This window comes from Streptomyces sp. NBC_00988 (assembly GCF_045162645.1).
GTDB lineage: Bacteria > Actinomycetota > Actinomycetes > Streptomycetales > Streptomycetaceae > Streptomyces.
Window position 1 is genome coordinate 7,507,447 of record NZ_CP108730.1, and the last position, 13,672, is coordinate 7,521,118.

Annotated in this window: 14 protein-coding genes and 1 riboswitch; of the genes, 5 read left to right on the forward strand and 9 right to left on the reverse strand. The window is 71.1% G+C overall.

Features of this window, described 5'->3' with window-relative positions; translation table 11 throughout:
• The first annotated feature begins 1 nt into the window (after position 1).
• Positions 2-958, forward strand: a complete 957-nt coding sequence (locus OG496_RS34660; RefSeq protein WP_405973708.1) for an ABC transporter substrate-binding protein — start codon at positions 2-4, stop codon at positions 956-958.
• Between the two features lie 6 nt (positions 959-964).
• On the opposite strand, the gene OG496_RS34665 is transcribed toward OG496_RS34660, so the two are convergent.
• Positions 965-1,687: an isocitrate lyase/phosphoenolpyruvate mutase family protein gene (locus OG496_RS34665; RefSeq protein WP_405973709.1), complete on the reverse strand. Its 723-nt coding sequence runs from the start codon at positions 1,685-1,687 to the stop codon at positions 965-967.
• Between the two features lie 46 nt (positions 1,688-1,733).
• Complete coding sequence (locus OG496_RS34670) at positions 1,734-2,231, reverse strand: carboxymuconolactone decarboxylase family protein (RefSeq protein ID WP_405973710.1); 498 nt, start codon at positions 2,229-2,231, stop codon at positions 1,734-1,736.
• Positions 2,232-2,277: 46 nt separating this feature from the next.
• Here OG496_RS34670 and OG496_RS34675 point away from each other — a divergent pair, with 46 nt between their 5' ends.
• Complete coding sequence (locus tag OG496_RS34675) at positions 2,278-3,669, forward strand: PLP-dependent aminotransferase family protein (RefSeq protein ID WP_405973711.1); 1,392 nt, start codon at positions 2,278-2,280, stop codon at positions 3,667-3,669.
• 43 nt (positions 3,670-3,712) lie between these two features.
• Here the strand turns inward: OG496_RS34675 and OG496_RS34680 are convergent, their stop codons facing one another.
• Together OG496_RS34680 and rocD are read right to left on the reverse strand one after the other, a co-directional pair.
• A complete protein-coding gene (locus tag OG496_RS34680) occupies positions 3,713-4,558 on the reverse strand; it encodes a hypothetical protein (RefSeq protein ID WP_399387589.1) in 846 nt (281 codons plus the stop codon).
• Positions 4,559-4,660: 102 nt separating this feature from the next.
• A complete protein-coding gene (rocD, locus tag OG496_RS34685) occupies positions 4,661-5,890 on the reverse strand; it encodes an ornithine--oxo-acid transaminase (protein ID WP_405973712.1) in 1,230 nt (409 codons plus the stop codon).
• A 91-nt stretch (positions 5,891-5,981) separates the two neighbouring features.
• A riboswitch (ZMP/ZTP riboswitch) is annotated at positions 5,982-6,071 on the forward strand.
• Positions 6,072-6,102: 31 nt separating this feature from the next.
• Here rocD and OG496_RS34690 point away from each other — a divergent pair.
• Entirely contained in the window at positions 6,103-7,557 is a 1,455-nt protein-coding gene (locus tag OG496_RS34690; protein WP_405973713.1) for a glycine hydroxymethyltransferase, read from the forward strand.
• 38 nt (positions 7,558-7,595) lie between these two features.
• Here the strand turns inward: OG496_RS34690 and OG496_RS34695 are convergent, their stop codons facing one another.
• The 4 genes from OG496_RS34695 to OG496_RS34710 all read right to left on the reverse strand — a co-directional run bounded on the left by OG496_RS34695 (position 7,596) and on the right by OG496_RS34710 (position 10,870).
• On the reverse strand, positions 7,596-8,354 hold the full coding sequence (locus OG496_RS34695) for a hypothetical protein (RefSeq protein WP_405973714.1): 759 nt from the start codon (positions 8,352-8,354) through the stop codon (positions 7,596-7,598).
• A 49-nt stretch (positions 8,355-8,403) separates the two neighbouring features.
• A complete protein-coding gene (locus OG496_RS34700; protein ID WP_405973715.1) occupies positions 8,404-9,108 on the reverse strand; it encodes a hypothetical protein in 705 nt (234 codons plus the stop codon).
• A gap of 246 nt (positions 9,109-9,354) precedes the next feature.
• Positions 9,355-10,323, reverse strand: a complete 969-nt coding sequence (locus tag OG496_RS34705) for a hypothetical protein (RefSeq protein WP_405973716.1) — start codon at positions 10,321-10,323, stop codon at positions 9,355-9,357.
• Positions 10,310-10,870 carry an RNA polymerase sigma factor gene (locus tag OG496_RS34710; RefSeq protein ID WP_366489310.1) on the reverse strand — a complete coding sequence of 187 codons (561 nt, stop codon included), beginning with the start codon at positions 10,868-10,870 and terminating at the stop codon, positions 10,310-10,312. Before OG496_RS34710 ends, OG496_RS34705 begins: the two co-directional genes overlap by 14 nt.
• 165 nt (positions 10,871-11,035) lie before the next feature.
• On the opposite strand from OG496_RS34710, the gene trpS reads away from it, so the two are divergent.
• Positions 11,036-12,049: a tryptophan--tRNA ligase gene (gene trpS / locus OG496_RS34715; protein WP_366489311.1), complete on the forward strand. Its 1,014-nt coding sequence runs from the start codon at positions 11,036-11,038 to the stop codon at positions 12,047-12,049.
• Between the two features lie 174 nt (positions 12,050-12,223).
• Positions 12,224-12,805, forward strand: coding sequence for a 2'-5' RNA ligase family protein (locus OG496_RS34720; RefSeq protein ID WP_405976765.1), 582 nt, complete (start codon positions 12,224-12,226; stop codon positions 12,803-12,805).
• Positions 12,806-12,837: 32 nt separating this feature from the next.
• Here the strand turns inward: OG496_RS34720 and OG496_RS34725 are convergent, their stop codons facing one another.
• A complete protein-coding gene (locus OG496_RS34725; RefSeq protein ID WP_366489313.1) occupies positions 12,838-13,581 on the reverse strand; it encodes a decaprenylphospho-beta-D-erythro-pentofuranosid-2-ulose 2-reductase in 744 nt (247 codons plus the stop codon).
• Positions 13,582-13,672: the final 91 nt, after the last annotated feature.

Sequence of the window (13,672 nt, forward strand, 5' to 3'; positions counted from 1 at the left end):
CATGCGAGTTCGTACGGCTTACTCAGTTGCCGCGGTGACGTCCCTCGCCCTGCTCTCGGGCTGTGGCGCCGCCGACATGACCAAGCAGGCCTCGCCCTTCGCCAACGCGCAGGGCGCCAAGACCGTGACCCTCTCCGTCCAGTCCTGGGTGGGCGCGCAGGCCAACGTAGCTGTCGCGCAGTACCTGTTGGAGCACAAGCTCGGCTACCGCGTCGACACCGTCCAGGTCGACGAGGTCCCCGCGTGGGACGCGCTCAGCCAGGGCCGGGTCGACGCGATCCTGGAGGACTGGGGCCACCCCGACCAGGAGAAGCGCTACGTCGACGACAAGAAGACGATCACGCGCGCGGGTGGCCTCGGCGTCACCGGGCACATCGGCTGGTACGTCCCGACCTACCTGGTCAAGCAGCACCCCGACATCACCGACTGGAAGAACCTCAACAAGTACTCCTCGCTGTTCCGCACCGCCGAGAGCGGCAGCAAGGGCCAGTTGATGGACGGCTCGCCCTCCTACGTCACCAACGACAAGGCCCTGGTGACGAACCTGAAGCTCAACTACCAGGTGGTGTTCGCCGGTTCGGAGGCCGCGCAGATCACCCAGATGAAGCAGTTCGCCAAGGAGAAGAAGCCCTTCCTCACCTACTGGTACGCCCCCCAGTGGCTCTTCAAGAAGGTCCCGATGACGGAGGTCAAACTCCCCGCCTACAAGGAGGGTTGCGACGCCGACGCCGCCAAGGTCGCCTGCGCCTACCCCCACACCCCGCTGGAGAAGTACCTCAACACGGACTTCGCCAAGAAGGGTGGCAAGGCGGCGGCCTTCCTGAAGAAGTTCACGTGGACGACCGAGGACCAGAACGAGGTCTCCCTGATGATCGCCGACCAGAAACTCTCCCCGGCCGACGCCGCGAAGAAGTGGGTGGACAACCACCCCTCCACCTGGAAGGCCTGGCTGTCCTGACCCCGTTCACCGCTTCAGCTCCTCGGCCCTCTCCTTGAGCGCGAGTGCCGCCCAGCGCTGGAGCCCCGGCCCGAACGTGACGCGCGTGGCCCCGAGTTCACCGAGTGCGGTGGGCGAGGGGCCCTCGCCGTCCAGCCGCGCGAGCACGTTGACCGGCCCCTGGATACCGGACCGCAGCAACGGCAGCACCTCCGCCGGAGCCATGATCGGATAGACGCAGTCGGCACCCGCCGCGACGTACAACGCGGCCCGCTCGATGGCCCGTTCGGGGTTCCCGTCACCGTGCAGGAAGGTGTCGACCCGCGCGTTGACGAACAACCGCTCCGCCGCCACCGCCCGCACCTCGGCCAGCCAATCAGCGTGCTGACGCGGGTCCTTGAGCACACCCCCGTCGGAGTCCTCAAGGTTGCAGCCCACCGCCCCCGCCTCCAGCAGCCGCTCCACCAGCTCCTTCGGCGCGAGCCCGTACCCGCCCTCGACATCCGCCGACACCGGCACGTCCACGGCCCGCACGATCCGCGCCACCGCCGCGAACATCTCGTCCGCCGGCGTCGCCCCGTCCTCGTACCCGAGCGAGGCGGCGACCCCGGCACTGGGCGTGGCGAGCGCCGTGAACCCGGCCTCCACGAACACCCGCGCACTGACCGCGTCCCAGGGCCCGGGCAGCACCAGCGGATCACCGGGCAGCCGCCGCCGATGCAGACTCCGGAACAGCTCCACCTTGCTCACGGCCGACACCCCCGCACCTCACGGCCCAACACCCCTGCAGGCGACGTCACTTGAACTGTCCCGCCTTGTAGTGCCCCGGCACCATCCGCGTGCTCACCCCGAACCGGTTCCACGCGTTGATCACCGTGATCGCGGCGATCAGCTGCGCCAGCTCGGCCTCCTCGAACTGCCCGGCCGCCCGTGCGTACACCTCGTCCGGCACGAAACCGTCCGTGATCACGGTGACCGCCTCGGTCAGCTCGATCGCCGCCAGCTCCTTCTCGGTGTAGAAGTGCCGCGACTCCTCCCACGCGCCGAGCTGGATGATCCGCTCCACGCTCTCGCCCGCCGCGAGCGCGTCCTTGGTGTGCATGTCGAGGCAGTACGCGCAGTGGTTGAGCTGCGAGGTGCGGATCTTCACCAGTTCCAGCAGCTTCGGGTCGAGGCCCCGCCGGGCGGCGATGTCGAGACGGACCATCGCCTTGTAGACCTCGGGCGCGTGCTGGGCCCAGTCCAGGCGGGGACTGTGCTCGTGGGCGTAAGGAGTTTCCTGTGTCGTGGTCATGTCTCGACTCTAGAAGTCAGGCAGCCCAGGAGTATGGTCCATTTCCATGGCGAAATCCTGGGCCACTTACGGCGTCGACCTGCATGTCGAACCGACCGCCACCAGCACCGGCGTCCGCCGCGGCCTCACGGACGCCCTGCGCGGCGCCGTCCGCACCGGCCGCCTCGCTCCCGGCACCCGGCTGCCCTCCTCCCGCTCCCTCGCCGCCGACCTGGGCGTCGCCCGCAACACGGTCGCCGACGCCTACGCCGACCTCGTCGCCGAGGGCTGGCTCACCGCCTGCCAGGGCTCCGGAACCCGCGTCGCCGAACGCGCCGTCGTCCCGCCCACGGAGACCACCCGGCCCCGCCGCCTCCGCAGCCGCCCCACCTATGACCTCGTCCCCGGCACCCCCGACCTCGCCGCCTTCCCCCGCACCGAGTGGCTCAAGGCCGCCCGCCGCGCCCTCACCTCCGCGCCCTACCAGGCCCTCGGCTACGGCGACCCCCGTGGCCGTGTCGAACTCCGCACCGCCCTCGCCGCCTACCTCTCCCGCGCCCGCGGCGTACGCGCCGACCCCGAGCACATCCTGATCAGCGCGGGCATCTCCAGCGGCCTGCGCCTCCTCGGCGCCGTCCTGCGGACCCGCGGCGCCCACACGATCGCGGTGGAGTCCTACGGCCTCGCCGTCCACTGGCAGATCCTGGCCGAGGCCGGCCTGCGCACCCGCCCGCTCCCCTTCGACGAACTGGGCACGAACCCAGGCCAGTTGACGGACGAACCGGCGGTCCTCCTCACCCCCGCCCACCAGTTCCCCATGGGCGTCCCCCTCCACCACGACCGCCGCTCCGCCGCCGTCGACTGGGCCCGACGCACCGGCGGCCTGGTCCTGGAGGACGACTACGACGGCGAGTTCCGCTACGACCGCCAGCCCATCGGCGCCCTCCAGGGCCTCGACCCGAACCACGTCGTCTACCTCGGCACCGCCAGCAAGTCCCTCGCCCCCGGCCTCCGCCTCGCCTGGATGGTCCTGCCCCCCTCACTCATGGAGGAGGTCACGCAGGCGAAGGGCGGCACCGACACCTGCGGCGTCCTGGACCAGCTGACCCTCGCCGAGTTCATCACCTCCGGCGCCTACGACCGCCACGTCCGCGCCGCCCGCCTGCGCTACCGCCGTCGCCGCGACACCCTGGTCGACGCCCTCGCCCAGCGCGCCCCCGACGTCCACGTCACCGGCATCGCGGCCGGCTTCCACGCCGTCCTCAGCCTCCCACCCGGCACCGAACAGTCCGTCGTCCAAGCCGCCGCCTGGCAGGGCCTCGCCCTCCACTCCCTGTCCTTCTACCGCCACGAACACGCCCTCGCCGACCCACTGGACGCCCTGGTCGTGGGCTACGGCACGCCGCCGGACCATGCGTGGGCGGGGGCGATTGAGGCACTGTGCAGGGTGCTGCCGTGACCTACGCCGCCGTTCTCGTGTGGCCCGGTCTACGCCGTTTCCACTACGCCGTTTCCACGGGAGCTTCGTCGGCTGCCTCCGCCGGCGCCTCCCCGAACCGAGCCAACGCCAACGCCCCCACCACAGCCACCAGGAACCCCAGCACCGCCAGCCACTCCAGCCCGTCCCGCGTACGGTCCCCGAGCCACACCACCCCCACCGCGGCCGGCCCGAGCGTCTCCCCGATCACCAACCCCGCCGTCGCCGTCGTCACAGACCCCCGCTGCAACGCCGTCGTCAGCAACAAGAACGCCGCACCCCCACCGACGAGCAGCGCGTACGTCGCCGGATTGCCGAACAGCGTCGACGGTGAGAGCGAGTCGATCAGCCGGACCGCCACCTCGACCACCCCGAACCCGAACCCGGCGCCGAGACCGAGCGTCAACGCCCGCCCCCGCTCCGGCAGTCGCCCCCCGACCAGCCCGAGCAACAGCACCGCCACCGACGTTGCCAACATCGCCCACTTCAACGCCATGGACCCGTCCCGGTGCCCCTCCGCCCCGGACGCCAGCCCGAGCATCGCGAGGCCCGCGCACACCACGCCGACGGCTCCCCACTCCACGCCGCTGAGCCGTACCTTCAGCAGCCGCGCGGCCACCACCGCCGTCACCGCGAGGCTCGACGCCAGCGCCGCCCCGACCGCGTAGATCGGAAGCGACCGCAGCGCCGCGATCTGGAACACGAACCCCAGACCGTCCAGCCCCAGCCCCGCCAGGTACCGCCACTGCCGCAGCGCCCGCAGCAACAGTGCCGCGTCCCCGCCCCCGCCCGCCGTGGCCGCCCGCGCGGCGACCGCCTGCAACACCGTCGCCGTACCGAAGCAGACCGCCGCGCCGAGCGCGCACACCATTCCAAAGAGCACAAAGTGACTCTAGGGGAGGGGAGATCGCCACGGGTCCCCTGGGCGGGGCCTCTCACCGATCTCTGGAGATTCCCCGGACCGGCACGGCCCCTAGACCCCCAACACCGCCCGCAGTTGGGCCAGCCCCCAGTCCAGGTCCTCCTGGCTGATCATCAGCGGCGGCGCGATCCGGATCGTCGATCCGTGGGTGTCCTTCACCAGGACGCCCCGGTCCATCAACCTCTCCGAGATCTCCCGGCCCGTCCCGACCGCCGGGGCGATGTCGACCCCCGCCCACAGACCCCGCCCGCGCACCGCCGTCACCCGGCCGGTACCGGTCAACTGCCGCAATTCCCGGTGCAGATGCTCCCCGAGCTCCGCGGCCCGCGCCTGGTACTCGCCCGACCGCAGCATCGCGATCACCTCCAGCGCCACCGCACACGCCAGCGGATTCCCGCCGAACGTCGACCCGTGCTCCCCGGGCCGGAACACGCCCAGCACCTCCGCACTCGACACCACCGCCGACACCGGCACCACCCCACCGCCCAGCGCCTTCCCGAGCACATACATGTCGGGCACCACCCCCTCGTGCTCGCACGCGAACGTCCGCCCCGTCCGCCCGAGCCCCGACTGGATCTCGTCGGCGACGAAGAGCACGTTCCGCTCCCGCGTCAACTCCCGTACCCCCGCCAGATATCCGGCCGGCGGCACCAGCACCCCCGCCTCGCCCTGGATCGGCTCCAACAGCACGGCCACCGTGTTCTCACTGACCGCCGCCCGCATCGCGGTGAGGTCCCCGTACGGCACGATCTCGAAGCCCGGCGTGTACGGCCCGAAGTCCGCCCGCGCCTCCGCGTCGGTCGAGAAGCTGACGATCGTCGTCGTACGGCCGTGGAAGTTGTTGCCCGCCACGACGATCTTCGCCCGCCCTTCAGGCACGCCCTTGACCCGGTACCCCCACTTCCTAGCCGTCTTCAGCGCGGTCTCCACCGCCTCCGCGCCCGTGTTCATCGGCAGCACCAGCTCCATGCCGCACAGCTCGGCCAACTGCTCGCAGAACGCGCCGAACCGGTCGTGGTGGAACGCCCGCGACGTCAGCGTCACCCGCTCCAACTGAGCCTTCGCCGCCGCGATCAGCCGCGGATTGCCGTGCCCGAAATTGAGCGCCGAATAGCCGGCCAGCAGATCGAGATAACGCCGCCCCTCCACGTCCGTCATCCACGCACCGTCGGCGGTGGCGACGACCAACGGCAGCGGGTGGTAGTTGTGCGCGGTGTGCGCCTCGGCGGCGGCGATGAGGGCTTCCGTACTGTCTTCGTTACTGGCTTCCGTACTGGTCACGGCGTCTCCCGGGGGTGAGGGTGCCCCTTTCCTATCCTCGCCCGCATGGTGGACGCGGGAGCCGCACCGTCCGGCACGCCCGGTAGGCTGACCGGCGGGCCGTGACTGGCGCGCTGGGATGGGACCGACCATCGGGGAGCGGCCCGAGCTGGAATGTGTGCCGTGCGCCTGGGCCGTACCGAGAACGCCGAACGCCACGTCCGGAGGTCCCCATGCCCGACAATTCCGCGCCCCTCTCCAACGAGTCCACCGCCTTCCGCGCCGCCCTCGATGTGATCCGCGCCGTCGAGCCGCGCGTCGCCGACGCCATCGGCCAGGAAGTCGCCGACCAGCGCGAGATGCTCAAGCTGATCGCCTCCGAGAACTACGCCTCCCCGGCCACCCTCCTGGCCATGGGCAACTGGTTCAGCGACAAGTACGCCGAGGGCACCATCGGCCGCCGCTTCTACGCCGGCTGCCGCAACGTCGACACCGTCGAGTCCCTCGCCGCCGAGCACGCGCGCGAACTCTTCGGCGCCCGCCACGCCTACGTCCAGCCGCACTCCGGCATCGACGCGAACCTCGTCGCCTTCTGGTCGGTCCTCGCCGACCGCGTCGAGGTCCCGGCCCTCGCGAAGGCGGGCGTCCGCCAGGTCAACGACCTCTCCGACGCCGACTGGGCCGAACTCCGCCAGGCCTTCGGCAACCAGCGCATGCTCGGCATGTCCCTGGACGCCGGCGGCCACCTCACCCACGGCTTCCGCCCCAACATCTCCGGCAAGATGTTCGACCAGCGCTCCTACGGCACCGACCCTGTCACCGGCCTCATCGACTACCAGGCGCTGCGCGCCTCCGCCCGTGAGTTCAAGCCGCTGATCATCGTCGGCGGCTACTCCGCCTACCCGCGCCTGGTGAACTTCCGCATCATGCGCGAGATCGCCGACGAGGTCGGGGCGACCCTGATGGTGGACATGGCGCACTTCGCCGGCCTGGTCGCGGGCAAGGTGCTGACCGGCGACTTCGACCCGGTCCCGCACGCTCAGATCGTCACCACCACCACCCACAAGTCGCTGCGCGGCCCGCGCGGCGGCATGGTCCTGTGCGACGACTCCCTCAAGGACCAGGTCGACCGCGGCTGCCCGATGGTCCTCGGCGGCCCGCTCCCGCATGTCATGGCCGCCAAGGCCGTCGCCCTCGCCGAGGCCCGGCAGCCCTCCTTCCAGGACTACGCCCAGCGCATCGTCGACAACTCCCGTGCGCTGGCGGACGGCCTGATGCGCCGGGGTGCCACCCTCGTCACCGGCGGCACCGACAACCACCTCAACCTGATCGACGTCGCCTCCTCCTACGGCCTCACCGGCCGCCAGGCCGAGGCCGCCCTGCTCGACTCGGGCATCGTCACCAACCGCAACGCCATCCCCGCCGACCCCAACGGCGCCTGGTACACCTCCGGCATCCGCATCGGCACGCCCGCCCTGACCACCCGCGGCCTGGGCACCGCCGAGATGGACGAGGTCGCCGGTCTCATCGACCGCGTCCTCACCACCACGGAGGCCGGCACCACCAGCAAGGGCGCGCCGTCCAAGGCCCAGCACATCCTCGACCCGAAGATCGCGGACGAGATCTCCCACCGCGCAACGGACCTCGTCGCCGGCTTCCCGCTCTACCCGGAGATCGACCTCGGCTGACCCACGCTCTCTCTTGAGTTGTCAAAGACCGGCGACTCTCACAGATCGATGAGTTCCTGTCGTGGTTCCTCGCGCGGCGGTCCGGCCTCACGCCGGGCCGCCGCGCGGCGTATCAGCAGCGTGCCGCCGATCCCGACGGCCGCACCCGCCGCCGCCCACCAGACAGGGTCGGTAAGCCCCACAGATTCAGGCCCACCCCCAACTGCCTTGCCCTCGGCGCCGGTTCCGCCGAGCACCCCCGCCCGGTCCATCTGCGCGAAGACCGCGCGCGGCGCCCGATGCCAGCGGATGTCGTCGTCCGCCACCTCCGGAGCCGGATCCGTCCGTACCCACGGTGTGCCGTCCGCGGCGACGAACAACTGGTCCTCCCGCTCCACCGCCACATCACCACCCGGAGCCCGACTGGTCCGAGGCCAGCCCCCGACCCCGGTCAGTCCCCACACCACGGTGATCCGCACCGCCGGATACCGGCCGGCCTCCCACTCCTGAGACACCCGCTCCGTCCCCGAGTACGTCGGCTGCAACAACGTCCACAGGCGCGCGAACGACGACTCCCCGGAGCGCCATGTCTCGGTCCGGCCGGTGTCACCCGCCACGACCAGCGCCAGATCAGGGATGTCCCGGAGCGGGTCCTGAGCCCTGGGCTGGGCCTGATCCACAGCCCCGGTCCACACCCGCTCCGTCCCGACAGCCTGAGCCTGAGCCTGAGCCTGAGCCGACCCGGCCAGAACCATCAACACCGGCCCCGCCACGAGACACAGGCCCCGCATCCTCGCCCGTCCCCTCCCGCGTTCCATCCGTCCCCCCTCTCCATCTCTCTCTTCCTCTCCTCGTCCCCTCCGCCCCTCACACGTCCCGCAACTCCTGCCTGGGCCCCGGCTCCCGCCCCTTCCGCCACCGGTCCAACGGCAGCCGCGAGGCGAACGGCCGCAGAACCAAGGTCAGTACCGCTCCGGCCGCCGCACCCGGTATCGCCCACCACCAGTCGGTACCGTGCCCCTTGTCCGGGAGGGAGACCCGCACCGTGGTGGACCCCGCCCCTGCCCCCGCCCCCGTGTCGGCGTCAGGTGCGACAGTCGCCGGAGCGGGCTCGGTCGACTGCCACGGCGCCGGGAAGATGCCGGAGTATCCGTCGCCGGTGCCCTTGCCCGTCACGCCCAACTTCGCCAAGAGGGCGCGCAGTTGGGCGGGTTGCGCGGCCCGGTGCCAATAGCCGTTCAGGTTCGTGTTCTCCGACACGTCGGCGGCCGTGTGGATCCAGACCGCCTGCGGCCGGGACTCGACCGGAAAGACCCGGTCGATCCGCCAGGGCGATATGTCGTGCGCCAGCCAGGTGACGTTGATCTGGCGGGCGTGGGCCAGATCGGCCTCGGGCGGCTTGTCGCGGGTGCCCTTGCCCTCAGGGCCGAGCAACTGCTGGAGTTTTCCGTACTGTTCGTCCGAGTAGTACAGCGCGGTGGCCTGCCCGCTCTCCGGCGAGGCCACGAGCACGCTCGTCGGTCCACCCGCCGCCGCGTCCGACGCACCCCACACCATCAGAGCCAGCGTCATCGCCAACGCCCCGCTCAGCGCCGCCAGTTCACGAATCCCGCCCGCACTCCTACCTGCCCTGCCTGTCCTGGCCGCGCTCCTCCCAGCCCTGCCCGCGCTCCCGCCCGTAACCCCGCCCGCACTTCCGCCTCCGGACATCCGAACCCCCAACCAGCCGATCCCCGTACGGCCCGCCCGCGAGCCGCCTGTCACTTCTGGTACACCGCCCGGCCCACTGAGGTTCCCACCCCGCCCGAGCCGCTTTCGCTACTCGCCCGACTCCCGCCCGTCGAGCGATCGCGCGATCTCCAAGGCCCGCCGCTTCGACCCCACGCCCTCCAGACGGAACGTCAGATCCCCGCCCGGAACCACGTCGACCGCATGGGTCCACAGCAGCGTCGGCCCCGCCGTCCGCTCCTCCCGCGTATAACGGTCCCCGTCCGCGTCCACCAGCCAGAAGCTCAGCAGATGCGGTCGCGCGAACCACAGCGCCGGGTTCTGTATGCCCTCCGGCGGGACGGTCCCGCTCAGGGACAACCACTCCGGCGGCTCGCGCACCGTCTTGGCGAAACCGACGTCCAGCCGCGCCGGATACTCGTCGACCCGGACCGTGTGCCCGCCCTCCCGCCAGCACAGGCTCACCAGAAAGCGCCCCTGCGGCTCGCCGGTCACCGTCACCGCGTCCGGAACACCCAACGCGTCCGGCACCACCGGCTCGAACCCCGCCCGCCGACGGGCCTGCGCCAGCGTCACCGACCGCCCGCACCCCGGCACCACAGCCCCGGCCGAGGGCACCGCCGACGGGTCGTACCGCACCTCGACGCCACCGAAGCCGAACCAGTCGAAGACCGCCGCCCGCACCGGAGGCGTGAGCACGAGCACCGTCAGCACACCGCACAGGACCGCCACCAGCGCCCGCCGCCGCATCCGCATCCAGCGCCGGACGGCACGCAGCCGCGCCCGGACTCCGGTCGGCACAGGCACAGGCACCGGGATCTGCTCGGCCAATATCTGCGCCAGCACCCGCTCGACCATCGTCTCGGACCCGACGGCCTCGCCCTCGCCTCCATCACCGCCCCGCGCGTCCAGCGAACGCCCCAACGCCCGCAGCTCCGCGGGCAACCGAGAGGCACCCGCGTGCCCATCGCGGCCCACCCGCCGACGCCCGGCGCCGTCACCCGTACCGGCGCTGGCACCTTCACCGTCGTACGACTCCTGTCCGTCACTCACACTCATCACCCCCTTCCCGAGGCTGGAAATCCGGCAGCAACCGTCCGAGTTTCCTCAGCGCGCGGTTCAGCCGGGACTTCACCGTGCCGCGTGGCCAGCCCAGGGCCTGGGCCGTCTCCGGTTCGTCCATCTCCAGGAGATAGCGGTAGGTCACGACCAGGCGGTGCTCCTCGCTCAACTGGTCCAGGGCGGAGAGCAGGGCCGCGCGGCGCTCCGTCTCCAACGTGGCGACCGCGGGGTCCGCCGATTCCGGTATCAGCGGCTCGGCCTCCGCGAACGCCGCCTCCCGGCCGGCGAGCGTGCGCTGACGCGCCGCCGTGCGCACTGTGTTCCTCGTCTCATTGGCGACGATCGACAGCAGCCACGGCTTGAACGCCGCGCCGTCCCGGAACCTGCCCAGCGCGCAGTACGCCTTGACGAAGGCCTGCTGCACCACGTCCTCCGCGTCCGCTCCCGCCCCGAGTGCCGCGGCCGCCCTGAGTGCGATGCCCGTGTGGGCCCGCACCAGCTCCGCGTACGCCTCCGGCTCTCCGGCGCGTACGCGTGCGATCACCGCGGCCTCATCGACGATGCGGCCCCCCTCCCGCGTCTCCACACATTTGGTACACCGCCCGAGCCGGATCGGTTCCCACCCGTGTCGCATCTCTTCCGAACGAGTTCCGAACCCGGCTCCGGGCCTGTTCCGGACCGGCCCCCAAGACCTGAGAGAATGGTGAACATGGCCTCTGACCGACCCCGCGTGCTCTCCGGAATCCAGCCCACAGCGGGCTCGTTCCACCTCGGCAACTACCTCGGCGCCGTCCGCCAGTGGGTGGCCCTGCAGGAGTCCCACGACGCGTTCTACATGGTCGTCGACCTGCACGCGATCACGGTCCCGCAGGACCCGGCGGACCTGCGCGCCAACACCCGGCTCGCCACCGCACAGCTGCTGGCCGCCGGGCTCGACCCGGAGCGCTGCACGCTCTTCGTCCAGAGCCATGTCCCCGAGCACGCCCAGCTCGCCTGGGTCATGAACTGCCTGACCGGCTTCGGTGAGGCGTCCCGCATGACCCAGTTCAAGGACAAGTCCGCCAAGCAGGGCGCCGACCGCGCCAGCGTCGGTCTGTTCACGTACCCGATCCTCCAGGTCGCCGACATCCTGCTGTACCAGGCGCACGAGGTGCCGGTCGGCGAGGACCAGCGCCAGCACATCGAGCTGACCCGCGACCTCGCCGAGCGCTTCAACGGCCGCTATGGCGAGACCTTCACGATCCCGAAGCCGTACATCCTCAAGGAGACGGCGAAGATCTACGACCTTCAGGACCCGTCGATCAAGATGAGCAAGTCGGCGTCGACTCCGAAGGGCCTCATCAACCTTCTCGACGACCCGAAGGCGACCGCCAAGAAGGTCAAGAGCGCGGTCACCGACACGGACACCGTGATCCGCTACGACGCGGAGCACAAGCCGGGCGTCAGCAACCTGCTCACCATCTACTCGACCCTCACCGGCACCGGGATCCCGGAACTGGAGCAGAAGTACGAGGGCAAGGGCTACGGTGCGCTCAAGACGGACCTCGCCGAGGTCATGGTCGAGTTCGTGACGCCCTTCAGGGAGCGCACCCAGGAGTACCTGGACGACCCGGAGACGCTCGACTCGATCCTGGCCAAGGGCGCGGAGAAGGCGCGAGCCGTCGCGGCCGAGACCCTCGCCCAGGTGTACGACCGGGTCGGCTTCCTGCCCGCCAAGCACTGAGGCGTACGACCGCACTGAAGTACCACTGGACAGAGCGCTGCACATCACTACGGTTGCGCCTGCCCACAACTCGGTCGTGGCCGTACAGTCGATAGCCGGGTGGCCGCACGCGTGGCCGCCCCGCTCGCCATCAAGACCGCCATCAGGACCACCGACAGGACGACAGGAGACGACGTGGGGACCGTAACGATCGGTGTGTCGATCGCGGTCCCGGAGCCTCACGGCAGCCTGCTCCAGGAGCGGCGCGCGGGCTTCGGCGACGCCGCGGCTCACGGCATCCCCACGCACGTCACGCTGTTGCCGCCGACCGAGGTCGAGGCCTCGCAACTGCCCGCGATCGAGGCCCACCTGGTCGATGTCGCCGCCGCCGGGCGCCCCTTCCCGATGCGGCTGTCCGGCACCGGGACCTTCCGGCCGCTGTCCCCGGTCGTCTACGTCCAGGTCGTCGAGGGCGCTTCCGCCTGCACCTGGCTGCAGAAGCAGATCCGCGACGCCTCCGGTCCGGTGGCACGCGACCTGCACTTCCCGTACCACCCGCACGTCACCGTGGCGCACGGCATCGACGACGAGCTGATGGACCGCGCCTACGAAGCGCTCGCCGACTACCGCGCGGAGTGGTCGTGCACCGGCTTCGCGCTCTACGAACAGGGCCCTGACGGCGTCTGGCGCAAGATGCGCGAGTTCGCCTTCGGCGGAGCCGTCGTACCGCCCCAGGCGGCCCACACCGAGCGCGGCACGATCCCCAGCCACCAGTAGGCAGCGACCAGGGCCGGTTCAGCCGCCTGTGCTCACAGCGGCAGCCGCCGGAACAGCGCCCGCGGCACGTGCCGCAGCGCCGACATCACCACACGCAGCGTCCCGGGCACCCAGACGGCCTCCGAGCCTCGGCGCAGGCCCAGTTCGATGGCCGTGGCGACGGCTTCCGGAGTCGTCGCGAACGGCACCCTCTCCGGACCGGCCGTCAGCTTCGACCGTACGAACCCCGGTCGTACGACCATGACGTGCACGCCCGTGCCGTGCAGCGCGTCGCCCAGCCCCTGGGTGAACGTGTCCAGGCCGGCCTTGCTGGAGCCGTAGATGAAGTCCGCGCGGCGGGCCCGTTCGCCGGCGACCGAGGAGAGCACCACCAGGGAGCCGTGCTCCTGGGTCTGCAACGCCCGCGCGCTGACCAGGCCGGCCGAGACGGCACCGATGTAGTTGGTCCGCGCGACGCGTACCGCGGCGGCCGGTTCGCGCTCGTCCCGCGCCTGGTCACCGAGGATGCCGAAGGCGAGCAGCACCATGTCGACGTCGCCCTCCGCGAAGACCTTGCCGAGCACGGTCTCGTGGGAGTCGGGGTCGAGCGCGTCGAAGGCGACGGTGTGGACCTCGGCCCCCAGGACACGCAGTTCCGAAGCGGCACTCTCCAGGGCGGGCGACGGACGGCCCGCCAGCCACACCGTGCGGGTGCGCCGCGCGATCATCCGGCGGGCGGTGGCCAACGCGATCTCTGAGGTACCGCCGAGGACGAGGAGGGACTGTGGAGGACGCATGCCGGTGACCGTATCGTCCCTTTATGGGCGTTCAGTTGTGCGGCATCGACCCCCTCCCTGAAATGGGCGATTAATCGGATGCCGCCGACCA